The sequence below is a fragment of the Amycolatopsis sp. NPDC059027 genome (assembly GCF_042739735.1).
Classification (GTDB): Bacteria; Actinomycetota; Actinomycetes; order Mycobacteriales; family Pseudonocardiaceae; genus Amycolatopsis.
In genome coordinates this window covers 23400-48916 of record NZ_JBHYIK010000036.1, presented here as the reverse complement: position 1 = coordinate 48916, position 25517 = coordinate 23400, and the positions used below count along the sequence as shown (strand labels likewise).

Sequence of the window (25517 nt, the reverse complement as noted above, 5' to 3'; positions counted from 1 at the left end):
TGTTCGGTGTCCAGCCATCGGACCGCGAGGTGCCCATGACCACGGCCTATGTGACCTGCCCACTGTGCGAAGCGACCTGCGGCCTGGAGGTGACGCTCGGCTCCGGGCAGGTCACCCGTGTCCAGGGCGACGCCGCGGACGTCTTCTCGAAGGGCTACATCTGTCCGAAGGGTGCCTCGCTCGGCGCACTGCACCACGATCCCGATCGGTTGACGAAACCGCTGGTCAAGCGCGACGGCGAGTTCGTCGAGGTCAGCTGGGACGAGGCGTTCGAGGAGATCGGCCGGCGGCTGCCACCGCTGATCGAGCAGTACGGCCGCGACGCCGTCGCGGTGTACGCGGGCAACCCCGGCGCCCACAACCTCGCGCTGATCCTCTACGGCCGGGTGCTCTACAAGGCGTTGGGTACCAAGAACTTCTACAGCGCGACCTCGGTCGACCAGCTCCCGAAGCACTTCTCGTCCGGCTACCTCTTCGGCGATCCGCTCGCCATCCCGGTGCCCGACCTCGACCGCACCCGGCACCTGCTGATGCTCGGTGCGAACCCGCTGGTGTCGAACGGCAGCCTGATGACCGCGCCGGACACGCGCGGCAAACTCCGGGCGATCCAGCGACGCGGCGGCAGGATCGTCGTCGTCGACCCGCGCCGGACGCGGACCGCGACGCTCGCCGACGACCATCACCCGATCGTGCCCGGGACCGACGCGCTGCTGCTGTTCGCGCTGGTCAACGTCCTGTTCGCGGAAAATCGCGGCACACTCGGCCGACTCGAAGAGCACGTCAACGGCCTCGACGATGTACGCGAGCTGGCCCGTCCGTTCACCCCTGAGGCCGTCGCGCCACACACCGGCATTGCCGCCGACGCGATCCGGCGGATGGCACTCGACCTCGCGGACGCCGAGAGCGCCGCCGTGTACGGCCGGATCGGGACCACGACACAGGCGTTCGGGACGGTCGCGAGCTGGCTGGTGGACGTGCTGAACGTGCTCACCGGCAACCTCGACCGCGCGGGCGGCGCGATGTTCCCGCTGGCCGCGGCCGGGCCGAGCGGCCGGTCACGGGCGTTCACCACCGGCCGCTGGACGAGCCGGGTGCGCGGCTACCCCGAGGTGTTCGGCGAGCTACCGGTGGCCACGCTCGCGGACGAGATCGAGACGCCGGGCGAGGGCCAGGTCCGCGCGCTGATCACGATCAGCGGGAACCCGTGCGTCAGCACGCCGAACGCGGGACGCCTGTCCCAGGCACTGGGGCAGCTGGACTTCATGGTGTCGCTGGACATCTACCTCAACGAGACCTCGCGCCAGGCCGACGTCATCCTGCCGGGACCGTCCCCTTTGGAGCGTCCGCACTACGATCTCGCGCTCTACCAGCTCGCTGTGCGCAACGTGGCGAACTGGACCCCGGCGACGCTGCCCACGGACGTGCCCCAGGAGTGGCAGACCGCGCTCCGGCTGACCGGGATCGTCACCGGTCAGGGCCCGAACGCCGACATCGCGGCGCTGGACGACTTCGTGGCCGCCGAGGCCGCGCGGCGCAACGGCGTCGATGTGGGCCTCGCGGCGAACCGGGTCGGGCCGGAGCGGCTGGTCGACCTGATGCTGCGCGCCGGACCGTACGACCTGACGCTGGCGGACCTCGAAGCGGCACCGCACGGCGTCGACCTCGGCCCGCTCAAGCCGCGGATCCCGGCCGTCCTGAGCACCGAAAGCGGCCGGATCGAACTGGCGCCGCCGGTGATCACCGCGGACGTCGCGCGGTTGCGAGCGTCGCTCACCGGCTCTCCGGCGGAGGGTCTGGTGCTGATCGGGCGGCGGCAGCTCAGCTCGAACAACTCGTGGATGCACAACCTCGCGCCGCTGGTCCGCGGAACCAACCGGTGCACCGTGCAGGTGCACCCGGCCGACGCGACCCGGCTCGGACTGACCGACGGCGGCCTCGCGTCGGTGACGTCACGGGCGGGGAAGCTCGAGGCACCGGTCGAAGTGACCGACGAGGTGCGCCAGGGCGTCGTGAGCATCCCGCACGGTTGGGGACACGACGTCGACGGCGTGCGGACGCGGGTCGCGCGGGCACATCCCGGCGTCAACTCGAACCTTGTCGCCGATGAGCAGCTGATCGACGCGCTCTCGGGAACGGCCGTGCTGAACGGAATCCCGGTCGAAGTCGCCCCGGCCTGATCCCGCCTGAGTCAGCGCTTGAGCTTCTCGAAAAGCGTAAAGGTCTTCGTTGTCGTGCTGTAGACGCACACCCGGTAGGTGGCCGTGCCGTTGGCGATATCGAGGTCTCCGTCGTGGTTGCAGGCTGCCTCGGCTTTGTATCCGCCGGCGGCGACCACCAACGGGCCATCGTCGGCGAAGGCGGCGCCCGCGGTCAGCGGAAGGACGGCAACGGCGGCCCCGACTGCGAGACCGGCGCCGACACGAGCACGCAGCGACTTCATAGTTCCTCCATAGGTTTTGCTGACACTTCCGGTGGGAACCAGTGGCGGGATTCCCGCTCGGGTGAACCGAAATCTCCACGCTCTGGGCCTGACGAGGACCAGCAAAGCGCCACCGAGCTACTGGCCGCCATCGTTGTGCGCGTTCGATGTGTCAGCATTGCCCCTTGTACTCGGAGAGTTGGGCCTTTTCTCACTGGCCGACGGTCGAAGCTCCCACCCTGACCTGTCACCGCCGCATTCCTTTCGCTGGTCAAGAAGCTCGACTCACTCGATGGGGTGGCCTATTCGGTCAACTCCCGTTAGTCGAACAGGCAACGGCGATTCGGTGCGAACCGACGCGGGTAATGATCTTGCGTGGACGGGCCGGGAGGTGCTCATCCAGACAGTTGTCAGCAGGATTCCAGACAAGGGAGAGCCACGATGAAAACGGTGAAGACGAGCAAGTTCAGGGCCGCGTTGGTGATTGGTGCGGCCGCCATCGGCATTTCGCTGCTGGGTGCGGGTAGTGCGTCCGCCGTGGAGGTGCCGGTTGCGGGGCCGTACCCCGACTTCGACGCGTGCGTCCATGCCTTGCGGGCACTGCCGCCGATCAAGGGTGAGCAGGGCCGGAATTGCGACACCGGCAAGGACGGCAAGTGGTACGTGGTCTCGGACATCAAGACGAAGTAAGTTCCATCGCTGGTTTCGCGCTGAGGCGGTCGGAAATCTGCTGACGTATTCTCCGCGAACGATCTCATCGCGGCGGCCTTCCCGGTTGCTCCCCCCGGCGTTCAATTCCGGGGGAGCACCGGACGCTTTCCGCTTCAGGACTGGGTCGCGCCCGCCGGATTCGTGTCGGTGCCGAGGTAGGTGCCGTATCCCTCGGCCACGAGCGGGCCGTCGAAGAGCAGCACCTCGTTGACGAGGCCGCCCTTCTGGTTGCGGTAGTTGATGACCAGGCTGTCCACGCCGACGTAGCTGCCCAGGACCTCGAACCGCAGGTCGGGGATGCGCCGCAGGCCCTCCGCCCAGTAGGCGCGCAGGGCTTCCTTGCCGCGGATGACGCCATCGCCGCCGAGCAGCTGGGCCGCCACCGGCGAGCGGAACGTCACGTCATCCGCGAAGTGCGTCATCAGGGCGTCGAGGTCGTGGGCGTTCCACGCGGTCACCCAGCCGTCGACGAACTTCCGTGCCCAGTTACTAATCCGGCCAAAAGTAGGCGGACACGGGCCGCAACCGACCTGCTCGGAGATACCTGTTTCCGCCGTGACTGTGGTCGGATTAGTAACGAGTGGCGCAGTATGATCCATCTCCGCATTATCACCAGGAAGCCGACAGATCGGCGTGCTCCCGGACCCAGGCGTGCATCACAATCCCGGCGGCGACCCCGGCGTTGATCGAGCGAGTGGTCCCGAACTGGGCGATCGACACCACCAACGACGCCGCGGACTGAGCCTCGGAGGACAGCCCCGGCCCTTCCTGACCGAACAACAGCACGCAGGCGCGCGGCAGCTTCGCGGTTTCGAGCTGCTGCGCGCCCGGGGTGTTGTCGACGGCGACGATCTCGAGGCCGGACTCCGCGGCGAAGGTCACCAGGCCCTCGACGTCCTCGTGGTGACGCAGGTGCTGGTAGCGGTCGGTCACCATGGCGCCGCGCCGGTTCCAGCGGCGGCGGCCGACGATGTGTACCTCGGCCGCGGCGAAGGCGTTCGCCGTCCGGACCACGGTGCCGATGTTGTGATCGTGCTGGAAGTTCTCGATGGCGACGTGGAACGGATGCCGTCGGCTGTCCACATCGGACACGATGGCCTCGCGCCGCCAGTAGCGGTAGGCGTCGACGACGTTGCGGCGGTCGCCGTTCGCGAGCAGCTCGGGGTCGTACCGGTCGCCGGCGGGCCACTCACCCGGCCACGGTCCGACACCGACCTCCTCCCGGCTCACCCATTCGGTGGGACCGGCCTCGGGTACCTGCCCTGTCATCGCGCCTTCACGCGACGATTGTCGCTCAGTGGTGGACGACCGAATGCGCCGGTGCCCCGTGGTGGTCGCGATGACGCCACCGCTGGTAGGCGACGGCGTAGGAGAAGATCACCAGCGCGAGCGCGAGGACGACGACCACCGGCAGCGCCGCGCGCGGGATCACCGTGTCGTACAGGTAGTAGGCGTTGAAGCCGCCGGGCAGGTCACCGAGGCCCTGCTCGTGCCGGAAGTAGTTCTCCAGCGCGGTGAGCGGGCAGGGAATCGGTGTCACGTTGACCAGGACACCCCAGATGGCGAAGAAGACGTGGACGAAGACGACCTTGGGCCAGCGCCAGGCGAGAAAGCCGCCCAGGCCGATGAACAGCAGGGCCAGAATATGCACGAACACGGTCAAGTCGGCCAGAACTCGCGCCATCACCGCCCCCTTCCCCATATCCCTCTACCAGCGACTTTACTCTCACCTCACAGGAGAAAGCCGACAAAAGGATCTCGGAGCTGTGATATTCGACCTACTGACGCAACCTGTTCACTCTCCGGGTGATGGCGGCGTCACTCCGGGTGGGAACTCCGGGAACCCTTCGGGGCGCAGACCCGGATAGGGCGTCGGCTCCTCGTGCGGATAGCCGGGCGGTGGCTTCCGGCGCGGATGCGACGGCTGGTGGCCGGGACGCTCGGGCGGCTCGGGCGGCTTGCCTGGTTCCGGGATTTCCACGCGTTCGACGGTACGCCCGGGGCACGCCGGGACAAGCCTCGTCCGCCACGGGCGAACGGTTCAGAGCGCCCTGGCGCTGGTGGTCTTCGTGGTGAAGCGGAGTTCGAGGCGCACCGGGAGCGTCTCCACCTCCAGTGCCTGCCGCAGCCGGGCGACGGCGTGCGACGCGATCCGGTGCCGCAGCGCGGCGATGTCGGCGTCCTGTTCGGCGGTGACCAGCAGGTACAGCTCGGGCTCGTCCCGCGACCCGGACACCCACGCCGACGCCGACTTCACGCCGTCGTACCCCTCGATGTCGGTGGCGACCGGAGCGTTGGCGGCCGACGAGTCCATCGTGGTGGTCCCGTCCTCGGGGTTTTCCGCCAGCCGCCAGCCGACGGACTTCGGCGTCCGGAACGCCTGCGCGGCCAGCCAGCGCAGGCACAGCAGCCCGACGACGACCGCGACGGCGACCGTCACCCAGAACACCCAGGCCGGCGGCGCCGCGGTGCCCGGGACCAGCGGCGACGCGGGATCGAGCACCCGCAGCCAGCCGAAGTACGTCGCGACGGCGAACCCGCCGCCCGCGAGCAGCACGAGCCCGGTCAGCGCGAGCAACGTCCGGTTCAGCCCGGCAGGGCGATTGACACGGCTCATCGGACACCTCGCGTGGTCACGGCCCGGACCCGCACCCGGACCTCGGGCGGTTTTTCGGGCCCGATCTCCTCGATCCGGCGGGCGAGCGTCACGCGGACGGCGTCGGCGAGCCCGTCGGTGTTGTCGCGATTGGTCCGCACGTGGGCCACGACCTTCTTACGCCCCAAGCGGATCCGGGCAGCGGCGACGCCGTCCACCGAGTTCGCGGCGTTCCGCAAGGCGACGAACACGCCCCGGCGGGTGATGCCGGAGTCGAAGCCGGCCTCCTCGGTCAGCGGCACGACGGTCGGCCGGCCCGGCACCACGGCCAGCACCAGCAGCACGAGCCCGATCAGCACGGCTGCCCCGCCCCCGACGAGCACGGGCAGTGTGTTCCAGGTCGTGGCGTGCACGCGGTCGGCGATCGCGTCGTAGGACAGGAACGGCCGCTCGCCGATCAGCCGCTGCACCAGCGCGACGACGATCAGCACGCACGCGGCGAGCAGTACCAGTGCGAGCAGTGACGCGGGCAGCCCGCGCCGCGGACGGCGGATCACTGCACCCTCCTCCTCGTCACGGGTTCGTTCGGCAACGCGGGCACCGTGATGTCGACGCGGCGCACGGTCAGTCCGGTCAGTTCGGCGGTCCGGGCCGACACGTGCGCACGGGCCTCTTCGGTGGTCCTGGCGATCGGCGCCGGATAGCGCACCGGCAGCCGAACGTCCAAAGTGGCCGATTCCGCGTCGATCCTGGCACTGACCTGAACGTCCTCGCCGACACCGTCGACCTCGCCCGCCGCCCGCGCGGCGATGCGGCGGACGGCGCGGTCGGCCAGTGTGGTGCGTCCGCGGTCCTCCGGAGCGACGTCCGCGGGCACAGCGGCGGCGGTCATGGCCTACCTCCGATCCCGGACGGACCCGACGAGCGAGGACAGATCGAGCTTGCCGTCGAGCCAGCGCCCGACCAGCAGACCCAATGCGCCGAGCACCAGCACGATGACGAAGGCGCCGAATCCGCCGAACGCGGCGGCGAAACCGAGCGCCAGCCCGGTGAACAAGCCGATCGACGTCGCACTCATGCGATCGCCTCGCTCCGCGAGACAGTGTTGAATTCTTTTTGGCGCATGACATCCATGATTCGCTCGCAAGCGTCGCTCATGTCACTTCACCCGATCGCTGACGGGTTCTTCGTCGTCGTCGCCCGGGATGTAGACGTCGTTGACGTTGATGTTGACCTCGACGACCTCCAGCCCGGTCATCTGCTCGATCGCGGTGATCACGTTGCGCCGCACCGAACGCGCGAGATCCGCGATGCTCACGCCGTACTCGACGACGATCTGCAGATCGACCGCGGCCTGCTTCTCGCCGACCTCGACCGAGACGCCCTGTCCGACGCTGGCCGACGCGCCGGGGATCCGGTCGCGGATCGCGCCGAACGCGCGGGCGGCGCCGCCACCGACGTCGTGCACGCCGGACACCTCACGCGTGGCGAGGCCGGCGATCTTCTGCACGACGACGTCGGCGATCGACGTGGTGCCCTGCTTGGTGACCAGCCCGTCTTCCTTGGTGGTGACCAGGGTGCCGGTCGAGTTCCTGGCGGAGGTGCCCTCAGCGGTCTTGCCGGTAGCCGTGTTGGTCATGCCGTCCTCCCTGCGTTCTGGTGGGGCACAAGGGTTTGTGTCCCCTTCACCTGTATCGACACGATCGCGGAGTGTTCGTCACTGCCCGATCGTGTGACCTGGATCGCTTTGTCCTCCGGAAAACGCGGCGCCGTCGATGTCGGTCACGACGAGCCGCAGCGTCGCCTTCTCCCATTCCGTTCCCGCGAGCAGCGGACGCACCGCCTCGGTCGCCCTGGCCAGCAACGGCGGCAGCGGCAGCCGGGTGGCGATCAGCCGGATCTCCACGAGTTCGGCGCTCAGCTCGCCGGCGAACCCGTCCCAGTCCCACGGCAGCCACGTGGTGGCTTCCTCCGCGATGGGCGTCGCCGGGCGAAGACCGGGAATCGCCTTGACCGCGCCGACGAGTTTCTCGGTGACTTCGTCCGCCGACATCACCACTGCTCCGGCTCGATGTCCAAAATGGACACGGACACTTCGCCGACCGTCAGGCCGGTCTGCTCGGCCACCACCCGGACGACGCCGCGCTGCACGGCCTGTGCGACCGCGGCGGCCTGGTCGACCGCCGAGGTGACGAGGTCGACGGACACGCTCAGCGTCCCGTCGTCGGCGCGGCGCACGCGAACGCCGTCGGAAGGGGCCGGATCGAGGCCCTTCCAGCGTTGCCGAGCGGCCCGCGTCCACGCGGTGACCAGCCCACGCAGTCCGGGTTCGAGCCGCACCACGCCGGGCGTCTCGACCGCGGCCCGCGCGGCGACGCTCGCGATCACCGGATCGGCGATCACGAACTCCGCTCCCGGCCGGGGCAGGTCGGTCAGGTCGGACACGGTCATCGATCGTCCCCCGCGGTTTCCTCGTACACGTCGACCATCACCAGATCGAGTTTCGCCAGTACCAGGCCGACCCTCGCCGCCGCCGCGGCGGTGACCCGGTCCCGCACTTGCGACAACGCCTCGCCACCCGCCGCGTTCCGCAGGCTCACCGCGAGGGTGAGTTCGACCTCCACGACGCTTTCGCCGTGCGGCCCTTCACCGACAGCGCGGACCCGGCACCGGCGGGCCCGGACGCCGCCGACGGAGTCCGCGGCGTACCGCAGCACGACCGCGACGGCCTGTTCACTCACCTCGACCGGGCCCAGCTCCGTCGACGGCAGGCTCAGCATCTGGCCGCGCCGGACCTCGGCGCGGACGGCGGACATGATCCGGCCGACCAGGTCGGGCGGTGTGGCTTCCGGCTCGGCCACCAGCTCCTGCGTCGCCTCGCGCAGCGCCAGCAGGCTTTCGCGGGCGACGCGGCAGTGCGGGCAGGACAGCTCGTGCTCGTCGGCGAGACCGGCGCCGACGACGTCCATGCGCTCCCAGACCCGCTCCAGCTCCCGGCCGCACGGCAGTTCGTACTCCTCGGTCGTGTTGTTCACCGCCATGGCTTCATCACCTCGGCCAACTGGGCTCGCGCCCGCGCTATCCGACCGCGGACCGCCACCGCGTTCGCGCCGACGATCTCGGCGATCTCGTCGTACGACCGGCCGTGCACCTCGCGCAGCAGCCAGCACGCCCGCTGGGGCGGAGTGAGCCGCTGCAGGGCCTCGTTGAGCGCCGCCAGCTGGCTCGACACCTGGGCGGCGTGCTCGGGCCGGGTCTCCGCCCGCGGCGACTCGGCCGTGTCCAGGTCGACGTCGGCGCGCGGACGACGCGCCCTGATCACGTTGAGACAGCGGTTGGTCGTGGTCCGGTAGAGCCAGCCGACGAACGCCGCGTCGTCGTTGAGCTGCGCGAGCCTGCGCCACGCCGTGAGGAAGACGTCCTGGACGACGTCCTCGGCGTCGGCGCGATCCGCGAGCATCCGCGACGCGAGCTTGAACATCGGACCCTGATAACGCAGCACGAGCTGCTCGTACGCCCGGACGTCGCCGTCACGGGCGCGGCCGACCAGGGTCGCGTCGTCGAGCGGCGTGCCGGGCTCCGCACTGGTCGTGGTCACGGCACCTCCTCGGGAAGGAGGACACCCGGGAGCGGAGAACGTCACGGGTGGATTGTGGGTGATCATCGCCACCCCGGCGAATCCGTGCCGTTCCACTGGGTGACGGTGTCGTACCGGTGAGCGCGTCCGCGAGGGATGCGACCGAGGAACACCGGAGGTGCCTGATGTCGTGGGGCGACAAGATCAGCAACAAGGCGGACGACCTCGGCGGGAAGGCCAAGGAGGCCGCGGGGAACGTCACCGGGGACGAGCAGTTGCAGGCCGAGGGCAAGACGGACCAGGCGAAGGCCGGGCTGAAGGACGCCGCCGAGAAGGTCAAGGACGCCGTCGGCGACGCGGCGGAGAAGGTGAAGGACACCTTCCGCAAGTAGGCGGGCCGGGTGTGCTGAAGGACGCCTTCAGTGCATCCCGCGCAGTGAAGGACGCCTTCGGTGCATTGAGTGCACCGAAGGCGTCCTTCAGCTCGCTCAGTTCAGGCCGAGGTCGTCCTTGCCGAGGACGTAGCGGTATTCGAGGCCTTCCTTCTCGACGGCCTCCCGCGCGCCGGTGTCCCGGTCGACGACGGTCGCCACGCCGACGACCGTCGCGCCCGCCTCGCGCAGCGCCTCGACGGCGGTGAGCACGCTGCCGCCGGTCGTGGAGGTGTCCTCGACGGCCAGCACGCGCTGGCCGCGCACCTCGACGCCCTCGACGCGGCGCTGCATGCCGTGCTCCTTGACGGCCTTGCGGACGACGAACGCGTCGAGCACGACGTCGTCGTTCGCGGCCGAATGCAGCATCGCCAGCGCGACCGGGTCGGCGCCCAGCGTCAGCCCGCCCGCCGCGACGAAGTCCCAGTCGGCGGTGAGCTGCCGCAGCAGCTTGCCGATCAGCGGGGCGGCGGCGTGGTGCAGGGTCGCCCGCCGCAGATCGACGTAGTAGTCGGCTTCCTTGCCGGACGCGAGGGTCACCTTTCCGTGCACTACGGCCAGTTCGGTGACCAGTCTGGCCAGTTCGAGTTTCGCTGCCTTGTCCAACGCGGGAATCGCCACGGCCGAGAGTCTTACACACGCCGGAGCGTGGCCCCGCCGTCACTCACCGATGGCCGTGGCCTCGGCCGGCCGGCCGCGCGTGGCGAACCAGGCCGGGACGAACGTCGCGGCGAGCGCCAGCGCGGCGGCCAGCCCGATCACCACGAGGTAGATCGACACCGGACCGGACGGCAGCAGCGAATCACTCGCCACCAGGCAGAACGGCACGATCGACCCGGCCGCGACGACGGTCCCGAGCACGATCCCGATGAGCGCGGTCAGCCCGCCCTCGATGCCCGCCATGCGCAGCACCTGCGCCCGGGTGAACCCGGACAGCCGCTGCAGGCCGAACTCCCGGCGCCGCCGCATGGTCGCCATCACGAGCGTGTTCACGACGGAGATCACGGTGTAGGCCATGATCATCCCGACGAGCAGGTAGTTGACCCACGCGCCGACCTCGTTGCCCTTCGTGTGCGCGGCGATCAGCGCGTCGCGGTCGCCGACCCGCACCGGAAAACCCGTGGTCGCCTCTCGCACCCGCGTGGTCAGTGTGGCCGTGTCGACACCGGGGGCGGCGCGGACGAGCAGCTGCGGCGCGAGGCCCGCGGTCGTGTGCGGGGCGACCAGTTCCGCGGGCAGCACGAAGTTCTCGAAGCCCGGCCGCTGCGTCAGCAGGGCCACGATCCGGACGTCGGCGCGGGCGCCGTCGCCCAGCCGCAACGTCATGCTGTCGCCGACGCCCCGGCCGAGGTCCGCGGCGAGCTTCGCGGGCACCGCGACGGTGTTGCCCGACAACGCGTCGAGACCGCCCGCGGTCACCTGCGTCGCGGTGGTCTGCACGGCGCCCTTCGCGGTCAGACCAACGACCGGCCAGCCCTCGTCGTTCTGCCCGGATTCGTACGGCTTCTCGACGTACACCGAACTCGTCACGTACTCCGAAGCGCCCGCCACACCAGGGACATCCTGGACGCGCCGCACCAGCTCCGGCGCGACGCCGCCGGGACCGCTGACGACGGCGTCGGCACGCAGATCCTCGGTGAACGCCTGGTTCGACACCGCTTCCTGCGTGGTCTGCAGGTAGATGTTCCCGGTGGCGATGCCGACCGCGAGCATGATCGGGGTGACCGCGCCGGACACGCGCAGCGCGCCGACGCGGGTGTTGCGCAGCGCCATCCAGCCGTTGATACCGCTGAGCAGCTTCACCGGCGCGTGCAGCAGCGCGGCCGTCACCTTCGTGACGCCGGGGCTGATCGTCGCGACCCCGATCGCCCACAACATCACCGCCGGACCGGCCGTGCTCGCCGCGACCGGACCGCTCATCACGGCCACGGTGACGATCGCCAGCGCGGTGCCACCCGCGAAGCACAACGCACCGAGGATGACGCGCGTCGGCGTGACCCAGCGGGCGTTACTAATCCGGCCAAAAGTAGGCCGCCCCCCGCGCCGCACGTAACCGTTCTTACGAAGCCGTTCGGCCGTGACTGTGGTCGGATTAGTAACGATCGGCACAGTCACGGCGGACTCGGCGAGCGCCTCGGTCGGGCGGATCCGGCCCGCCCGATACCCGGCGACGACCGACGCGAGCACCACGGACAGCAGCGCCGCGCCCGACGCGACGACGGCGGGCAGCCAGCCCTGGTGGAACGCCACCACCGACGGCACGACGTCGTTTGCCACGAGCTGCTCGAACAACTGCCCGCCGACGAGCGGGCCGAGCACCGCGGCGAGCGCGGTGGCCAGCAGCCCGACGACCAGCGCCTCGCCGAGCACCATCCGCCGCAGCTGACGCGGTGTCGTACCGATGGCACGCAGCAGGGCGAGTTCACGCTGCCGCTGCTGGGTGGACAGCGCCAACGTGCTCGCGACGACGAAGATAGCGACCGTCACCGACAATCCGCCGGTAACCGCGGAGAGCACGATCAGCTTCTCGCCGCTCGCGTTCGCCTCGGGGAACTCGATCTGCCCGCGGTCGACGCCGGTCAGCACCACCGCGTTCGCGTTCCGGACGACGTTGTTGACGCGCGCTGCCACGGCATCGACGTCCCGGGTCGCGAACACGCCGATCGCGTCGACACGGCCGGGATGTCCGGAAAGCCGTTCGGCGTCGGAAGACGCGAAGAACAACGCGGACTGCGTCATCGCACGCGGCGCCGCGGCTATCCCGGCGACCCGGTATCCGCTCGCACTGCCGTGCGCGGCGACGTCGATACGGTCCCCAATGGACAGTCCCGCGTTGCGCGCCAGACCGGCGTCGAGGACGACCTCGCCGGGTGCGGGCGCGGTGCCGGAAGTCAGCGCGTACGGCGTGAGCGTGGCGGAATTCCAAGCGTGGCCAAGGACATCGGCCGCCTTGGCGACTGTGACAGGAAAGGAAACCTCGGCGACCGCGTCGGTCACGCCGGGCACGGATCGGACGCGGTCGACGAGCCCGGCATCGAGCCGGACGCGCTCGGGCAGCGTGCCCGTCCGGGTCTTCAGGTCCTTGCCTTTGGTGGCGTCGTATTCGGCGGGGTCCTCACGGGCGATGTCGATGCTCTGCTGCCCGCCGATGACGATCGGCGCGCCCGCGAGACGTTGCGGCTGCGCCTCCGAGCGGATCCCGGTCTCCATCAGCCCGGCACACGCGGAAACCAGCACCGCGCCGAAGAACACCGCGACGAACGTCGCGAGGAAACCACCCTTGCGCAGGCGGAGCGTGCGAAGTGCGAGCCGCAGCATCAGGCACCCACCGCCGCCCAGGCACCCAGGTGCGTCATGCGCTCGGCGACGGCGTCCGCGGTCGGCCTCGGCAGTTCACCGGCGATCCGGCCGTCCGCAAGGAAAATCACGCGATCGGCATAGGACGCGGCGACCGGGTCGTGCGTCACCATGATCACCGTCTGGCCGCTGGCCCGAACGGATTCCCTCAGCAGCGCGAGGACTTCCGCGGCCGTGCGGGTGTCGAGCGCGCCGGTCGGCTCGTCGGCGAACACCACCGCCGGATCGGTGACGAGCGCGCGGGCGATCGCGACCCGCTGCTGCTGACCACCGGAAAGCTGGCCGGGCAGATGGCGGCGCCGTCCGGCGAGGCCGACGCGCTCCAGAATGTGGCTCACCAGCCTGCGATCCGGGCGGCGGCCCGCGAGTTGTTGCGGCAGCACGACATTCTGCTCGACCGTGAGCGCCGGGAGCAGGTTGAACGCCTGGAAGATGAACCCGACGCGGTCGCGGCGCAGCTTCGTCAGCCGCGTCTCGCCGAGCCCGCCGAGGTCCTGGCCGTCGAGCGTGACCGTGCCGGAGGTCGGCCGGTCGAGCCCGGCGGCGCAGTGCAGGAACGTGCTCTTGCCCGATCCCGACGGCCCCATGACCGCGGTGAATTCACCACGCGGGAAGGCGAGGCTGACCCCGCCGAGCGCGACGACGCCGTTTCCGTAGTCCTTGCGGACGGCCTCCAGCCGCACCGCGTCGCCCGTCCCGTTCCACCCAGTTCTCATGGCGGAAACGCTAGACAGCGCGGTGGGGTTTGACCCTGGTGCCAGCGCGCCTTCGCGAGGTAGGGACGGCCCTACCTCAGGTGCGTCCCTTGCCGCCGAAGCCGCCGCTGACCCGGCGCAGCACCGCGCGCGGGAGCAGCCCGCCGATCGCGACGAGGGCCTTGTACTGCAGGCTCGGCACCGAAATCACCTTGCCACGGCGCAGATCGGCGAGTGCCTCCGTGACGACCTGCTCGACGTCGAGCCAGAAGGCTTTCGGCCCCGGCTTGTCGATCCCGGCACGCTCGTGGAACTCGGTGTTCGTGAAGCCGGGGCACAACGCGATCATCCGTACCCCGGGCGGCAACGACGCCGCGATGCCCTCGGTGAAGGACGTGACCCAGTTCTTGCTCGCGGTGTACGTCGAGCCGCGGCCACTGAAGAACCCCGCGACACTGCTGACGTTGATCACATCTCCGCGACCGCGCTCGATCATCCCGGGCAGCACGGCCCTGGTCAGCCTGAGCACGGCGGTGACGTTGACGTCGAGCTGGCGTTGCAGCGCGTCCGGCGGAATGGTCCAGAAATCCCCGTTGAGCCCGAATCCCGCATTGTTGACGAGCAGGTCGACCGGCCTCGTCAGCCGCTCCTCGACCTTCGCTCGTCCGTCCACTTCGGACAGATCAGCGGGCAGGACCTCGACGTTGACGCCGTGGCGCTCGGTGATTTCTCCGGCGAACGCGGCGAGGCGCTCGGCGTCGCGGGCGACGAGCACCAGGTCGTACTTCTCGGCGGCGAGCGTGCGCGCGAACTGCGCGCCGATGCCCGCGGTGGCTCCGGTGATCACGGCGGTGGTGGTCATGTGGGTGAACATACCCCCAGGTCAGGCCATAAGGTGCGGTCATCGGCGTGGCGTCGTATGGTCCGCGCATGGGTAAGCACACCAAGCGGAAAGCGCCCTATCTGCCCAAGGTCGCTGCCGGTGCCGCACCACTCGCTCTCCTGTTCGCAGCCCCTGCCACCACCGCGCTCATCGCCCCCGCCGAAGCCGCCACCCTTCCCCTCGATCTCCTGCCGCTCCCGCTGGATCACCAGCACGACAGCAGCATCACCCGCGACCTGACGTCGAACTCCGACGCCGGGACTTCGGCGTCCCACGGCTCGGTCGACGTCGTCCGCCATGACGTGTACCGCAAGCAGGTCGGCGCCGCGAGCGTCGTCTCGGACCTCCGGCACGCCGCGGGCGGCAGTCACGAAGACCGCGACACGACCGTCACCGACCCCCGCGGCGCGCCCGGCACGTCGCGGACGACCGACGACAGCCAAGGCGCCCGGCAGAGCCAGGTCCACATGGCGCGGCTCGGGAAACTGGTGGCGTCGGCGGGAAACGACCAATGGCTGCGCCGGACGGAAACGCGCGCCCTTTCGGTCGACTCCACCGCCGGTGCCGCGCGCACGCACGAAGAGGAACGGCGTCTGTTGGGCGCCGGGGAATCCAGCCGCCATGGCGTCTGGTTCCCGGAAAGAACCGATCTGCTGACAGAAAACGCCGAGCGGCTCGACTCCGGCCTCGCCCGTTCGGCCACGCTCGACACGGGCCCTTCCGGTGAAGGCCGGTTCGCCGGCGACCTCGGCGGCAGTCTCGACGGCGCCCGTTCCTCCGGGCAGGCCGTCGATTTCGGCGAGGTCGCGGCGTTCGGCACGACGTCGGCGCAACATGGACGCGGCCAGTTCAGCGGCACGCTCACCGCCGCGAAGTCCGGCACGCTGTCGCAGCGCCTCGCCGGGATCACCAACGGCACCTATGAGCAGGCACACGTGCTCGGCGGTCACGCCGGGTCGGTGTCGGGCAACGTCGGCACCACCCAGGCGGCGAATCTCGCCAACCGGGCCTCGACCGACGAGACCCCGCCTCGCGTCGACGGTGACCTGACCGACTCGATCAGCGGCGACCTCGGCATCGAACACGTCATGCGGGTGCAGGGCGGGACGACGACGTCGGTGCGCGGCGTCCTGCCGGACCAGCCGCACGCGACACGGGTCCAGTCGCTGAGCGCCGGCGTCGCCGATCAGCCGCCTGTCGACCTCTCGCCACCCGCACTGACGCTGTAGCCCGCTCCGCTGAGGCAAGCGCCCCGATCGTCGGGCCCCGTCAGGAGCCGGGGCGGTCCTCCGGCGAGCGCGGTTCGGGGGTCTGGAACTGCCGGGTCGCCGCCGGGGGGACCGGCGCCGGGGTCTGCTGCTGCGGCTGCGCGGGCACGGCAGGCTGCTGGCCGGTGTCGCCGGGCTGCCAGTGACGGCCGCCGGAGCTGTCGTAGGCCTCCTCGTCGAACGGGTCGACGATGTCGGCGATCTCCCCGAGGTCACGCAGCAGCCGCTCCAGCCGCGACGGGCCCGCGTTCGGCACGACGCTGGCGAGCACCCACTCGTTCTCCAGCCACGCCACGCCGACGTCGCCGCCGAGCTGGTCCGCGGCGTCGACGAGATCCTGGGTGATGACCTGGCGGGCGCCCTCGGCGTCGTCGGCGAACGCGTAGCGCTGGCCGATCGGGCCGAGCATCTCGGGCATGTCGGCGCGCTGGAACGGCACGCTGGACAGCCACATCTCGATCGGGATCCGGTGGACCTTGTTGCAGCGCACCGCCACCACGACCGCCGGGATCTGCCCCTCCGACTCGATGTCGAAGATGAACACCGGGCGGCGGCCGTCGGAGGTGAAGGTCGAGCCTGCCACGACGTTGACCGCGGCGTCCGCGCCGAAGTAGCCGATCGCACCGCCGGACCACTGCCGCGGCAACCGCTCGTCCTCCTCGACGAACTGCCAGCCGCGCAGCTGGGCCCAGCGCATCCGCTCCCGGTTGCGGGAGCCCTCCTTCGCCCGGTCGGCGGCGAGCAGCCCTAGACCCGCCACCAGCGCGACGGCGGCGATGACGAACCAGATCCACGTAGGAATACCCACGAAGGTCAGGGTATCGCCCTCGACCCGCGAGAGATGATCGCCCGCGCCGTGTCGCGCCGCCCCTTTCGAGCCAATCGCCCGCCGCCGCCGTTCCGGAGCGCCAGACGCACTGCTCCATCCGGATGAAAACGCGACGTTCGCGGGAGGCGGTGACAACGCTGTCAGCGCCTGGTGTCCAGAACGACGCGCAGGGGAGGGTGAACGTCCCGAACGCGCCGTTGGGGACATGCGCTGCCGCCGCTGGGCCCGGTCCGGCTTGTGCCGAGGTCGCGAATGGCCCGTTCAGGACGTTCAACGTCCACAATGGCCCCTTCGCGACATGCCTCCGGTGCAGCACCCGCGCCGGGATCCGTGAAGGACTCCTTACCGGCGCTGGACGCCGGTAAGGAGTCCTTCACAGCCCAATCGGACGGAGCGCGTCAGACCTTGCTGACGGTCAGCGCGTCGGAGGCTTCCATGTCCGGCAGGTCGACACGCACGGTGTCGCCGTCCCGGATCTCGCCCGAGAGCAGCTTCCTGGCCAGCTGGTCACCGATCGCCGACTGCACCAGCCGCCGCAGCGGACGGGCACCGTAGATCGGGTCGAAACCGTTGAGCGCCAGCCATTCGCGGGCACCGTCGGTGACTTCCAGGTGCAACCGGCGCTGCGCCAGCCGCGACGCCAGCCGAGCGATCTGGATGTCCACAATGGACGTCAGCTGCTCGGTGCCGAGCGCGTGGAACACGACGATGTCGTCCAGCCGGTTCAGGAACTCCGGCTTGAACTGCCGCTGCACCACCGAAAGCACGGCATCCCGCCGCTGCCGCTCGTCGAGCGACGCGTCGGCGATCGCCTGCGAGCCGAGGTTCGAGGTCAGCACGAGGATCGTGTTGCGGAAGTCCACCGTGCGGCCCTGGCCGTCGGTCAGCCTGCCGTCGTCGAGTACCTGCAGCAGCACGTCGAACACGTCCGGGTGCGCCTTCTCGACCTCGTCGAGCAGCACCACCGAGTACGGGCGGCGGCGGACGGACTCGGTCAGCTGCCCGCCCTGGTCGTAGCCGACGTACCCGGGCGGCGCGCCGACGAGCCGGGCCACCGAGTGCTTCTCGGCGTACTCGCTCATGTCGATCCGCAGCATCGCGCGCTCGTCGTCGAACAGGAACTCCGCCAGCGCCTTCGCCAGCTCGGTCTTGCCGACGCCGGTCGGGCCGAGGAACAGGAACGAACCGGTCGGCCGGTCGGGGTCGGCGACCCCGGCGCGGGCGCGGCGTACCGCGTCCGACACCGCCTTCACGGCCTCCTCCTGCCCGATCACGCGGTGGCCCAGCTCCTCTTCCATGCGCAGGAGCTTGCCCGTCTCGCCCTCCAGCAGCCGTCCGGCCGGGATGCCGGTCCACGCGCTGACGACATCGGCGACGTCGTCCGCGCCGACCTCCTCTTTAAGCATGACGTTCTGCTGACTGACCTCGCTCGCGGCCGTCGCGGCCTCGAACTCCTTCTCCAGCACGGGAATCCGGCCGTACCGCAGCTCGGCGGCCTTGCCGAGGTCACCGTCGCGCTCGGCCCGTTCCGACTCGCCGCGCAGCTGCTCCAGCTGCTCCTTCAGCTCGCGGACCTTCTCGATCGAGCCCTTCTCGTTCTGCCAGCGCGCGGTCAGCGCCGTCAGCGTTTCGCGCTTCTCGGCCAGTTCGGCACGCAATGCGGCGAGCCGCTCACGGGAGGCGGCATCGTCCTCTTTGGACAGTGCCATCTCCTCGATCTCCATCCGCCGCACGGCGCGCTCGACCTCGTCGATCTCCACCGGCCGCGAGTCGATCTCCATGCGCAGCTTCGACGCCGCCTCGTCCACGAGGTCGATCGCCTTGTCCGGCAGGAACCGCGCGGTGATGTAGCGGTCGGACAGCGCCGCGGCCGACACCAGCGCGGCGTCGGTGATCCGGACACCGTGGTGCACCTCGTACCGCTCCTTGAGGCCACGCAGGATGCCGATGGTGTCCTCGACCGACGGCTCGCCGACGAGCACCTGCTGGAACCGCCGCTCCAGCGCGGGGTCCTTCTCGATGTGCTCGCGGTATTCGTCCAGTGTGGTCGCGCCGACCATCCGCAGCTCGCCGCGTGCGAGCATCGGCTTGATCATGTTCCCGGCGTCCATCGCACCCTCGCCGGTCGCCCCGGCGCCGACGATGGTGTGCAGCTCGTCGATGAACGTGATGACCTCGCCCGCGGAGTCGGTGATCTCCTTGAGCACGGCCTTGAGCCGCTCCTCGAACTCCCCGCGGTACTTCGCGCCGGCGACCATCGAACCGAGGTCCAGCGCCACGACCCGCTTGCCACGCAACGACTCCGGCACGTCACCGGCGACGATGCGCTGCGCGAGCCCTTCGACGATGGCCGTCTTGCCGACGCCCGGCTCGCCGATCAGCACCGGGTTGTTCTTGGTACGCCGCGAAAGCACCTGCACGACGCGGCGGATCTCGGTGTCCCGGCCGATCACCGGGTCGAGTTCGCCCGCACGGGCCCGAGCGGTCAGGTCGACGCCGTACTTCTCCAGCGCCTTGAACGTGCCTTCCGGGTCCGGGCTGGTGATCCGCGCGGAACCGCGGACCTTGGCGAACGCCTCGCGCAGCGCGTCCGGCGTCGCGCCGTGGCGGCGCAGCAGGTCGGCGACCTGCGCACCCTCGGTGGCCAGCCCGACGAGCAGGTGCTCGGTCGAGACGTACTCGTCGCCGAGTTCGGTCGCGAGCTGCTGCGCGCGGGAAAGCGACTTGACGGCGGGCGCGTCGAACTGCGGGGTCGACACCGTCGCCCCGGTCGCCGAGGGCAACGCGCCGATGATCGGTTCGAGCTCCTTGTGCACCTGCTCCGGGTCGGCCCCGACCGCGGTCAGCAGCGGCGCGGTGAGCCCCTCACCCTGCGCCAGCAGGGCGCCGAGCAGGTGTGCCGCCGCAACGTGCGGGTTGCCTGCCATCGTGGCCGCCTGCGCCGCGGAGGAAATCGCCTGCTGGGTCTTCGTGGTCGGGTTGAAAGCGTCCATCCCTCACCTCGTGCTCGGGTACTGCTTCGTGCGTAGTCTGGTCAAAAGTCCTGGTCACCGCAGATCGCGATGCCTCTCGACAGGTATAACGTCAGGAAACTTGAGTCTGTTCCGCTCAACTCTGAATTGGTTGTACGGCGTGCGCGGGCAACCGGGGGCCGAGCCTGCCGAGCCCGGCGACGGCGAGGCAGGCGCAGATCCCGACCAGCACCCAGGGTAACCACACGGCGACGGCGAAGAGCGCGACGATGGCCGGGGCCAGCACCTGGGCGACGGTGAACGCGTATTGGAAAGCGGCCAGGTAGCGGCCCTTGGCCTCGGGTGGCGCCGCGGCCTCGGCCAGTGCCCCGGAGCGCGGGCCGAACACGAGATCGCCCGCCGCGAACACCAGCGTCGCCGCCAGCAGGTACGGCACCTCCCAGCCTGAGGGCAGGAGCAGCACGCCGAGACTGACAACGCACCACGCAGCGAACAACGCCGAACCGAGCCGCATCGCGGCGATCCGGCTCAGGCAGCGGGTCAGGCGCAGCGCGTACGTCCCGCCGACGCTGGTCAACACGGTCAGCAGGGCCAGGATGGCGCCGGGCAGCCAGACCGGTCCGCGCAGCTGCTCGAGCACGAACACCGGGGTGCCCACGAGGAAGAAGTCCAGCGACAGCCCGAACAGTCCGCTGAACACGATCAACGCCAGGTAGGGCCGGTTCCGGCAGACCCGCGCGGACATCCGCCGCCGGGTGCGCCGCGGCGGCACCGTGCGCACGAACACCGCCAGGATCAGCGCCGCGACACCGAAACTGACGGCGTCGGCGGCGACCACGATCCGGTAGCCGTCCTGCTCGATGCCGGTGAGCAGGACGGCGGCGGCCACCCCGCCAAGGCCGAACGCGCCCGCCCGCACCATCCCGGCCTCTGCGAACGGCCGGTCCTTCGGCACGTCCCCGGCGACCTGCGCGATCAGCGCGTACAGCGAGCTGTAGAACAGCTGCTGACCTGTCGTGAGGAGCACCGCGGCGAGCACGACCATGCCGAAGCCGCCGGCCAGCAGGTAGCACAGCAGCCCCGCGGCCTGGACGAGCTGAGCGCCGACGACCACCGAGCGTGGCCCGATCCGATCGACGAGCCGCCCGGCGACCGGCGGTACGAGAAGGCCGGCGAGGGTGCCCGCCGTGACGGCCGTCCCGGCCACCGCGAGCGGCAGTTCGACCACCCGCGTCACGTAGACGAGCGCCAGGGGAAGGAATAGTCCCGAGCCGAAATTGTCGATACCCAGCGCGCACAGCAGCGCCGCCCGGACACCTGTCACGCGCCAAACGCTACTGCCGGAAAACGGTGCGGAGGCAGGTCCGAAAGCCGCCTTTTTCCAGCGTAAATGACACTCCCGGTAGCACTTCGCGTGCTACCGGGAATCCCTTTCGTGTTCAGCCCGCGCGGCGTGCTCCGACACGCGGGACCGGTGCCAGTTCGACGTCGTATCGGGTCCGGCTTCCGGCCCCGACGGTGAACGCCCCGGCGAGCGGCTGGTGCCCCGGCGCGGCCACCGTGAGCGTGTACGCCCCCGGCGTGAGACCCGAAATCCCGTACCAGCCGTCGCCGCCCGCGTGCGTGGAGTCGACGACCGTGCCCTGACCATCCGTCACGGTCACCACCGCGCCCGCGACCGCCGCGTGCCTGCCCGCGGTGCGGACCCTGCCGCCGAGACCGCCGGTGCGTTCCAGCAGGAAGTCGTGCCGCAGCGGGATCTCGTCGAGCCGCACGGTCGAAACCTGCGGCCGGATCGCGTCCGAGGTCGCGAGCAGCACGTGATCACCGGGGCCCGGCGCGGTCAGCCGGTACTCGCCGCCGGGACCGGTGTGCCCGAGGTCGACCTGCCGTCCGGACGCGTCGGTGAGAGTGAGGACGACGCCCTCCACCGGCCGTCCGTTCGTCCCGAACACCCTGCCGTGCAGGTGCGAAACCGAAATCGAGACGGACGTCCCCAGCGGTGTCCGCTCGACAACCTCGTCGACGACCACCGTCTCGACGTCCAGCGACCGGCGCAGCGGGACCTCCTTCATCAGCAGCACGGCGACGAGCGTGACCACCGCGATACAGCCGGCGATGAGGAAGACCTTGCCGATCGCGTCGCCGTACGCGGTGTGCACGATCGTCTGCATCGGCCCGGACAGCGACTTGATGTCGAGCGTGCCCCCGCCCTTGGCCGCCCCCGCCGGGACACCGAGTTTCGCCAGCGACTCCGCGATGCTCGTGGAGACGTGCGAGGTGAGCACCGCACCGAGCGCGGACACCCCGGCCGCCCCGCCGAGCGAGCGGAAGAACGTGACCACCGACGAGGCCGAGCCCATGTCCTTCATCCCGACGCCGTTCTGCACGACCAGCACCAGGTTCTGCATGAGCAGCCCGACACCGACGCCGACCAGCGCGAGGTAGCCGCCCATGAGCGTCAGGTTCGTGGCGTGGTCGATCGTGGAGAGCAGGAACAGCCCGGCGACGAGCAGGACCGCGCCCGGCACCATGAACTGCTTCGTCCGGCCGGTGCGGGAGATGATCTGGCCCGCGACCGTCGAGGACACCGCGAGCCCGAGCAGCATCGGCATGGTCATCAGGCCGGCGTGCGTCGGCGTGAAACCGCGCGCGAGCTGGTAGTACTGGCCGAGGAACACCGAGGCGCCGAACATCCCGGTGCCGACCGCGAGCGAACCCAGCACGGCGAGGGTGAACGTCCGGTTCCGGAAGAGCCGCAGCGGTACCACCGGCTCGGCGGCCCGCGTCTCGGCGAACACCGCCAGCCCCAGCGCGAGCACCGCGCCGCCGACATAGGCCAGCGTCGACCACGAAACCCAGGCGAAGTTCTTGCCCGCCAAGGAGATCCACACCAGCAGCAGGGCGACGCCGCCGACGAGCAGGGTCGCACCGAACCAGTCGATCTTGACCTCGCGCTTGACCACCGGCAGCCGCAGCGTCCTGCCGAGCACGACGAACGCGATCACCGCGATCGGCACGCAGACCCAGAAACACCAGCGCCAGCCGAGCGGCGAGTCGACGATCAGGCCGCCGACCAGCGGGCCGGCGACGGTCGCGACGGCGATCACCGCGCCGATGTAACCGGAGTAGCGGCCGCGTTCCCGCGGCGGGATCATCGCGGCGATGACGATCTGGACCAGCGCCTGGAGGCCGCCGAGCCCGATGCCCTGCAGTGCCCGGTAGGCGATCAGCTCCGGCATCGACTGCGCGATGCCGCCGAGGACCGAACCGATCGTGAAGATCGCGATCGCCAGCTGGTAGAGCAGCTTCTTGCTGAAGAGGTCGGCGAGTTTGCCCCAGATCGGCGTCGTCGCGGTCGAGGTGAGCAGCATCGCGGTGACGACCCACGTGTACTCGCCCTGCGTGCCGTGCAGGTCGGCGAGGATCGTCGGCAGCGCGTTGGACACGATCGTCGACGACAACATCGCCACCAGCAAAGCCAGCAGCAGTCCGGAAAAAGCCTTCATGATCTGCCGGTGGGACATCTCCTGCCCACCGGCCTGCGAATCGATCGTGCTCACTCCTTGCTCACTTTCTCCTTGTCCGCCGCGGCGAAACAGCCTCCGGGAGCACCGAGCGTCGTCCGCAGGGCGTCGTTCAGCTCCGCCAGGCCGGTGGTGAGGGTGGTGATCCGCTCCTCGTCCCACTCGTCCAGCGCGTTCTTCATGAATTCGAGATAGGTGGCCCGCCAGCGCCCCAGCTCCGCGTGACCGCGTTCGGAGACGCTGATGAGCGTCGCGCGGCCGTCGTCGGGGGCGGGACGCCGGTCGATCAGCCCGGCCTCGCGCAGCTGCGCGACCTGCCTGCTGATCACCGAGAGGTCGACGAACCGGCGCTTCGCCAGTTCGGACGGCCGCGCCTCGCCGGACTTCGCGAGGTCCGAGAGGAGCATGACGGCGGCGGGGTGCAGGTCGGGCTGAGTCTTCCAGGCCTGGATGATCCAGGCGTGCTGGATCAGGGCGGCGGCCCTGAGCTCGCGCACCAGCTCCAGCCGGACGTCCTCACCCTCGGTCGTGCTGCCCATCGGAGTCTCCCTACCCTCACTTGGTTGCGCCATACAACTATATCTCCAGAAGGTTGCGTAGCACAACTATCGACCCGGTGAGCTGCCCCACGTCCGTGTCCCGGCGATACACCCGTCCGGAGCAACGATGCAGGCAAAGAGCCGCTTGGCGGCTACTCTGCGGACGAGCCACGAACCGCGATCGGTGTGGCCCGGTTCAATCGAAGAGGTGGAGTAGTGGTCGATTCCTCCGGAGGCCCCCTGGCGTTCCAGTACGGCGAGAATTGCCGTCTTCACCCTCGGGCAGTTCGTGAATAGTCGCCACCCTGCTCGCCCGCACTCCCGACCAGCGAATACCTGCCCATGACAGCCGATTCGGTCAGCCCGCTCCCACGCTCCTCCACCCCCCGGGAGGCCCCGCCCGCCGTCACCGCCATGGTGCGGCTCATCCGGGTCACCTGGGAGAAGTCCGAACCGTTCATCCCGGAGATCTCGCAGTTCTTCTACGGGATGCTCTTCACGCTGGCGCCCGCCACCCGCGACTTCTTCCCGATCAACATGGAGGTACAGCGCGGCAGGCTGGTGCGCGCGCTGGTGCACATCGTGCAGATGGTGGACCGGCCGGACGACCTCGTGCCGTTCCTGCGGCAGCTCGGCCGGGACCATCGCAAGTTCGGCGTCGTGCCGCGCCACTACGAAGCGGTCGGCACCGCGCTGCTCGCTTCGCTCAAGAACCATCTCGGTCCGGAGTGGACCCCGGAGGTCGAGCGCGCCTGGGCCGAGGCGTTCACCATCGTCGCGCGCGCGATGCAGGAGGCGGCCGCGGCCGACGCGAACCCGGCGTCGTGGCAGGCCACCGTGCTCGAACACCGGCGGCTCACCTGGGACCTCGCACTGGTGCGGGTCATGCCCGAGCACCCGGTGCCGTATCTGCCAGGGCAGTACATGAGCGTCGAGGTGCCGCAGCGGCCGCGGCTGTGGCGCTACCTGTCCCCGGCGAACGCGCCGCGTGAGGACGGCGGCATCGAGTTCCACGTCCGCGCCGTCGACGGCGGCTGGGTCTCCCGCACGATCGTCAGCCACACGCAGCCCGGGGACGTCTGGCGGCTCGGGCCGCCGCTGGGCAGGCTCGCGATCGACAGGGAAAGCGGGCGCCCCGTCGTGATGGTCGCGGGCGGTACCGGCGTCGCGCCGCTGCGGTCCATTCTCGACCACCTCGCGCTGTGGGGCGAGAACCCGAAGGTGCGGCTGTTCTACGGCGGCCCGACCCGCGACTCCCTCTACGACCTCGACGAGCTTCGCGCGCTCTCCTCGACCAATCCGTGGCTGACCATCACGCCGGTGGTCGAACGCGGTGACGACGCGCCGGGCTGCGAGCAGGGCACGCTCGCCGAGGCCGTCACCCGCTACGGCGCGTGGGAGGGCCACGACATCCTGGTCGCGGGGTCACCGGCGATGATCCGCGCGACCGTGTCGCGGATGCTCGTCGCCGGGAGCGCGCTGGACCAGATCCAGTACGACCCGTTCACCATCGACTGAGCCGGCACCGCACGCAATTCGCCGGTTCTTACCCGGTGAAAACCCTGTCGTGCCAACAAAAAACCTCGAAAGATCGTTTTCACTCAGCGACATTCGGGGTTGACGAGGCGTGTCGAAATTGCTCCGTTCGAGCGGAAGTACGCCAATTCCGCGTCTTTTCCGGGGAATGGGCATAGGGTCGGGAAAGCTCGGGGG

The 25517-nt window shown here is 70.0% G+C and carries 27 protein-coding genes; 5 read left to right on the top strand and 22 right to left on the bottom strand.

Going from position 1 to position 25517, the window contains the following annotated elements:
* Positions 1 to 35: 35 nt before the first annotated feature.
* On the top strand, positions 36 to 2177 hold the full coding sequence (locus tag ACFWY9_RS24650) for a molybdopterin-dependent oxidoreductase (protein WP_378340024.1): 2142 nt from the start codon (positions 36 to 38) through the stop codon (positions 2175 to 2177).
* 11 nt (positions 2178 to 2188) lie between these two features.
* On the opposite strand, the gene ACFWY9_RS24645 is transcribed toward ACFWY9_RS24650, so the two are convergent.
* On the bottom strand, positions 2189 to 2440 hold the full coding sequence (locus ACFWY9_RS24645; RefSeq protein ID WP_378340023.1) for a hypothetical protein: 252 nt from the start codon (positions 2438 to 2440) through the stop codon (positions 2189 to 2191).
* 420 nt (positions 2441 to 2860) lie between these two features.
* Here ACFWY9_RS24645 and ACFWY9_RS24640 point away from each other — a divergent pair, with 420 nt between their 5' ends.
* Entirely contained in the window at positions 2861 to 3109 is a 249-nt protein-coding gene (locus tag ACFWY9_RS24640) for a hypothetical protein (RefSeq protein WP_378326269.1), read from the top strand.
* A gap of 134 nt (positions 3110 to 3243) precedes the next feature.
* On the opposite strand, the gene ACFWY9_RS24635 is transcribed toward ACFWY9_RS24640, so the two are convergent.
* The 12 genes from ACFWY9_RS24635 to ACFWY9_RS24580 form a co-directional block, all read right to left on the bottom strand.
* A complete protein-coding gene (locus ACFWY9_RS24635; protein ID WP_378326270.1) occupies positions 3244 to 3729 on the bottom strand; it encodes a nuclear transport factor 2 family protein in 486 nt (161 codons plus the stop codon).
* A 10-nt stretch (positions 3730 to 3739) separates the two neighbouring features.
* Positions 3740 to 4399, bottom strand: coding sequence for a TrmH family RNA methyltransferase (locus ACFWY9_RS24630; RefSeq protein ID WP_378326271.1), 660 nt, complete (start codon positions 4397 to 4399; stop codon positions 3740 to 3742).
* 25 nt (positions 4400 to 4424) lie between these two features.
* The gene (locus tag ACFWY9_RS24625) at positions 4425 to 4814 is read right to left on the bottom strand and encodes a DUF2784 domain-containing protein (protein ID WP_378326272.1); all 390 of its coding nucleotides are present in this window, start codon (positions 4812 to 4814) and stop codon (positions 4425 to 4427) included.
* A 357-nt stretch (positions 4815 to 5171) separates the two neighbouring features.
* Entirely contained in the window at positions 5172 to 5747 is a 576-nt protein-coding gene (gene amaP, locus ACFWY9_RS24620; protein WP_378340022.1) for an alkaline shock response membrane anchor protein AmaP, read from the bottom strand.
* Positions 5744 to 6283, bottom strand: coding sequence for a DUF6286 domain-containing protein (locus ACFWY9_RS24615; protein WP_378340021.1), 540 nt, complete (start codon positions 6281 to 6283; stop codon positions 5744 to 5746). The genes amaP and ACFWY9_RS24615 overlap by 4 nt, the downstream gene beginning before the upstream one ends.
* Positions 6280 to 6618: an Asp23/Gls24 family envelope stress response protein gene (locus tag ACFWY9_RS24610; RefSeq protein ID WP_378326275.1), complete on the bottom strand. Its 339-nt coding sequence runs from the start codon at positions 6616 to 6618 to the stop codon at positions 6280 to 6282. The genes ACFWY9_RS24615 and ACFWY9_RS24610 overlap by 4 nt, the downstream gene beginning before the upstream one ends.
* A 3-nt stretch (positions 6619 to 6621) precedes the next feature.
* Positions 6622 to 6804 (bottom strand): hypothetical protein, encoded by a 183-nt coding sequence (locus tag ACFWY9_RS24605; RefSeq protein ID WP_378326276.1) that lies wholly within the window; start codon positions 6802 to 6804, stop codon positions 6622 to 6624.
* Between the two features lie 81 nt (positions 6805 to 6885).
* Positions 6886 to 7365, bottom strand: coding sequence for an Asp23/Gls24 family envelope stress response protein (locus tag ACFWY9_RS24600; RefSeq protein ID WP_378326277.1), 480 nt, complete (start codon positions 7363 to 7365; stop codon positions 6886 to 6888).
* A gap of 78 nt (positions 7366 to 7443) precedes the next feature.
* The gene (locus ACFWY9_RS24595) at positions 7444 to 7779 is read right to left on the bottom strand and encodes a hypothetical protein (RefSeq protein ID WP_378340020.1); all 336 of its coding nucleotides are present in this window, start codon (positions 7777 to 7779) and stop codon (positions 7444 to 7446) included.
* Complete coding sequence (locus ACFWY9_RS24590) at positions 7779 to 8177, bottom strand: Asp23/Gls24 family envelope stress response protein (RefSeq protein ID WP_378326279.1); 399 nt, start codon at positions 8175 to 8177, stop codon at positions 7779 to 7781. Before ACFWY9_RS24590 ends, ACFWY9_RS24595 begins: the two co-directional genes overlap by 1 nt.
* A complete protein-coding gene (locus ACFWY9_RS24585; RefSeq protein WP_378326280.1) occupies positions 8174 to 8767 on the bottom strand; it encodes an Asp23/Gls24 family envelope stress response protein in 594 nt (197 codons plus the stop codon). Before ACFWY9_RS24585 ends, ACFWY9_RS24590 begins: the two co-directional genes overlap by 4 nt.
* The gene (locus ACFWY9_RS24580) at positions 8758 to 9324 is read right to left on the bottom strand and encodes an RNA polymerase sigma factor (RefSeq protein WP_378326281.1); all 567 of its coding nucleotides are present in this window, start codon (positions 9322 to 9324) and stop codon (positions 8758 to 8760) included. Before ACFWY9_RS24580 ends, ACFWY9_RS24585 begins: the two co-directional genes overlap by 10 nt.
* Positions 9325 to 9488: 164 nt before the next feature.
* Between ACFWY9_RS24580 and ACFWY9_RS24575 the strand changes: the two genes are divergently transcribed.
* Positions 9489 to 9695, top strand: coding sequence for a CsbD family protein (locus ACFWY9_RS24575; RefSeq protein WP_378326282.1), 207 nt, complete (start codon positions 9489 to 9491; stop codon positions 9693 to 9695).
* A 96-nt stretch (positions 9696 to 9791) separates the two neighbouring features.
* Here the strand turns inward: ACFWY9_RS24575 and pyrE are convergent, their stop codons facing one another.
* The 4 genes from pyrE to ACFWY9_RS24555 form a co-directional block, all read right to left on the bottom strand.
* Positions 9792 to 10355: an orotate phosphoribosyltransferase gene (pyrE, locus tag ACFWY9_RS24570; RefSeq protein WP_378326283.1), complete on the bottom strand. Its 564-nt coding sequence runs from the start codon at positions 10353 to 10355 to the stop codon at positions 9792 to 9794.
* Positions 10356 to 10394: 39 nt separating this feature from the next.
* Complete coding sequence (locus tag ACFWY9_RS24565; protein ID WP_378340019.1) at positions 10395 to 13052, bottom strand: ABC transporter permease; 2658 nt, start codon at positions 13050 to 13052, stop codon at positions 10395 to 10397.
* Positions 13052 to 13807, bottom strand: a complete 756-nt coding sequence (locus tag ACFWY9_RS24560; RefSeq protein ID WP_378326285.1) for an ABC transporter ATP-binding protein — start codon at positions 13805 to 13807, stop codon at positions 13052 to 13054. The genes ACFWY9_RS24565 and ACFWY9_RS24560 overlap by 1 nt, the downstream gene beginning before the upstream one ends.
* Before the next feature lie 76 nt (positions 13808 to 13883).
* Positions 13884 to 14648, bottom strand: a complete 765-nt coding sequence (locus ACFWY9_RS24555) for an SDR family NAD(P)-dependent oxidoreductase (RefSeq protein WP_378340018.1) — start codon at positions 14646 to 14648, stop codon at positions 13884 to 13886.
* 68 nt (positions 14649 to 14716) lie between these two features.
* Between ACFWY9_RS24555 and ACFWY9_RS24550 the strand changes: the two genes are divergently transcribed.
* Positions 14717 to 15898: a hypothetical protein gene (locus ACFWY9_RS24550; RefSeq protein ID WP_378340017.1), complete on the top strand. Its 1182-nt coding sequence runs from the start codon at positions 14717 to 14719 to the stop codon at positions 15896 to 15898.
* A gap of 40 nt (positions 15899 to 15938) precedes the next feature.
* Here ACFWY9_RS24550 and ACFWY9_RS24545 read toward each other — a convergent pair whose 3' ends face one another.
* The 5 genes from ACFWY9_RS24545 to ACFWY9_RS24525 all read right to left on the bottom strand — a co-directional run bounded on the left by ACFWY9_RS24545 (position 15939) and on the right by ACFWY9_RS24525 (position 23804).
* Positions 15939 to 16745, bottom strand: a complete 807-nt coding sequence (locus tag ACFWY9_RS24545; RefSeq protein ID WP_378326288.1) for a hypothetical protein — start codon at positions 16743 to 16745, stop codon at positions 15939 to 15941.
* A gap of 419 nt (positions 16746 to 17164) precedes the next feature.
* Positions 17165 to 19759 carry an ATP-dependent chaperone ClpB gene (clpB, locus tag ACFWY9_RS24540; protein ID WP_378326289.1) on the bottom strand — a complete coding sequence of 865 codons (2595 nt, stop codon included), beginning with the start codon at positions 19757 to 19759 and terminating at the stop codon, positions 17165 to 17167.
* A 115-nt stretch (positions 19760 to 19874) separates the two neighbouring features.
* Positions 19875 to 21062 (bottom strand): MFS transporter, encoded by a 1188-nt coding sequence (locus ACFWY9_RS24535; protein WP_378326290.1) that lies wholly within the window; start codon positions 21060 to 21062, stop codon positions 19875 to 19877.
* A gap of 115 nt (positions 21063 to 21177) precedes the next feature.
* A complete protein-coding gene (locus ACFWY9_RS24530) occupies positions 21178 to 23265 on the bottom strand; it encodes an MFS transporter (RefSeq protein WP_378326381.1) in 2088 nt (695 codons plus the stop codon).
* 32 nt (positions 23266 to 23297) lie between these two features.
* Positions 23298 to 23804 carry a MarR family winged helix-turn-helix transcriptional regulator gene (locus ACFWY9_RS24525; RefSeq protein WP_378326291.1) on the bottom strand — a complete coding sequence of 169 codons (507 nt, stop codon included), beginning with the start codon at positions 23802 to 23804 and terminating at the stop codon, positions 23298 to 23300.
* Positions 23805 to 24146: 342 nt separating this feature from the next.
* Here ACFWY9_RS24525 and ACFWY9_RS24520 point away from each other — a divergent pair, with 342 nt between their 5' ends.
* Positions 24147 to 25322 carry a globin domain-containing protein gene (locus ACFWY9_RS24520; protein WP_378326292.1) on the top strand — a complete coding sequence of 392 codons (1176 nt, stop codon included), beginning with the start codon at positions 24147 to 24149 and terminating at the stop codon, positions 25320 to 25322.
* Positions 25323 to 25517: the final 195 nt, after the last annotated feature.

What these genes read in the sequence shown, in the direction of transcription:
- ACFWY9_RS24605 (WP_378326276.1), bottom strand. Translation starts at nt 6,804, where the DNA reads ATGAGTGCGACGTCGATCGGCTTGTTCACCGGGCTGGCGCTCGGTTTC.
- ACFWY9_RS24530 (WP_378326381.1), bottom strand. Translation starts at nt 23,265, where the DNA reads ATGTCCCACCGGCAGATCATGAAGGCTTTTTCCGGACTGCTGCTGGCT.
- ACFWY9_RS24525 (WP_378326291.1), bottom strand. Translation starts at nt 23,804, where the DNA reads ATGGGCAGCACGACCGAGGGTGAGGACGTCCGGCTGGAGCTGGTGCGC.
- ACFWY9_RS24590 (WP_378326279.1), bottom strand. Translation starts at nt 8,177, where the DNA reads ATGACCGTGTCCGACCTGACCGACCTGCCCCGGCCGGGAGCGGAGTTC.
- ACFWY9_RS24555 (WP_378340018.1), bottom strand. Translation starts at nt 14,648, where the DNA reads ATGACCACCACCGCCGTGATCACCGGAGCCACCGCGGGCATCGGCGCG.
- ACFWY9_RS24565 (WP_378340019.1), bottom strand. Translation starts at nt 13,052, where the DNA reads ATGCTGCGGCTCGCACTTCGCACGCTCCGCCTGCGCAAGGGTGGTTTC.
- ACFWY9_RS24585 (WP_378326280.1), bottom strand. Translation starts at nt 8,767, where the DNA reads ATGGCGGTGAACAACACGACCGAGGAGTACGAACTGCCGTGCGGCCGG.
- ACFWY9_RS24550 (WP_378340017.1), top strand. Translation starts at nt 14,717, where the DNA reads ATGGGTAAGCACACCAAGCGGAAAGCGCCCTATCTGCCCAAGGTCGCT.
- ACFWY9_RS24595 (WP_378340020.1), bottom strand. Translation starts at nt 7,779, where the DNA reads ATGTCGGCGGACGAAGTCACCGAGAAACTCGTCGGCGCGGTCAAGGCG.
- ACFWY9_RS24610 (WP_378326275.1), bottom strand. Translation starts at nt 6,618, where the DNA reads ATGACCGCCGCCGCTGTGCCCGCGGACGTCGCTCCGGAGGACCGCGGA.
- ACFWY9_RS24625 (WP_378326272.1), bottom strand. Translation starts at nt 4,814, where the DNA reads ATGGCGCGAGTTCTGGCCGACTTGACCGTGTTCGTGCATATTCTGGCC.
- ACFWY9_RS24520 (WP_378326292.1), top strand. Translation starts at nt 24,147, where the DNA reads ATGACAGCCGATTCGGTCAGCCCGCTCCCACGCTCCTCCACCCCCCGG.
- ACFWY9_RS24645 (WP_378340023.1), bottom strand. Translation starts at nt 2,440, where the DNA reads ATGAAGTCGCTGCGTGCTCGTGTCGGCGCCGGTCTCGCAGTCGGGGCC.
- ACFWY9_RS24635 (WP_378326270.1), bottom strand. Translation starts at nt 3,729, where the DNA reads ATGGATCATACTGCGCCACTCGTTACTAATCCGACCACAGTCACGGCG.
- ACFWY9_RS24630 (WP_378326271.1), bottom strand. Translation starts at nt 4,399, where the DNA reads ATGACAGGGCAGGTACCCGAGGCCGGTCCCACCGAATGGGTGAGCCGG.
- ACFWY9_RS24560 (WP_378326285.1), bottom strand. Translation starts at nt 13,807, where the DNA reads ATGAGAACTGGGTGGAACGGGACGGGCGACGCGGTGCGGCTGGAGGCC.
- ACFWY9_RS24600 (WP_378326277.1), bottom strand. Translation starts at nt 7,365, where the DNA reads ATGACCAACACGGCTACCGGCAAGACCGCTGAGGGCACCTCCGCCAGG.
- clpB (WP_378326289.1), bottom strand. Translation starts at nt 19,759, where the DNA reads ATGGACGCTTTCAACCCGACCACGAAGACCCAGCAGGCGATTTCCTCC.
- ACFWY9_RS24640 (WP_378326269.1), top strand. Translation starts at nt 2,861, where the DNA reads ATGAAAACGGTGAAGACGAGCAAGTTCAGGGCCGCGTTGGTGATTGGT.
- amaP (WP_378340022.1), bottom strand. Translation starts at nt 5,747, where the DNA reads ATGAGCCGTGTCAATCGCCCTGCCGGGCTGAACCGGACGTTGCTCGCG.
- ACFWY9_RS24575 (WP_378326282.1), top strand. Translation starts at nt 9,489, where the DNA reads ATGTCGTGGGGCGACAAGATCAGCAACAAGGCGGACGACCTCGGCGGG.
- ACFWY9_RS24650 (WP_378340024.1), top strand. Translation starts at nt 36, where the DNA reads ATGACCACGGCCTATGTGACCTGCCCACTGTGCGAAGCGACCTGCGGC.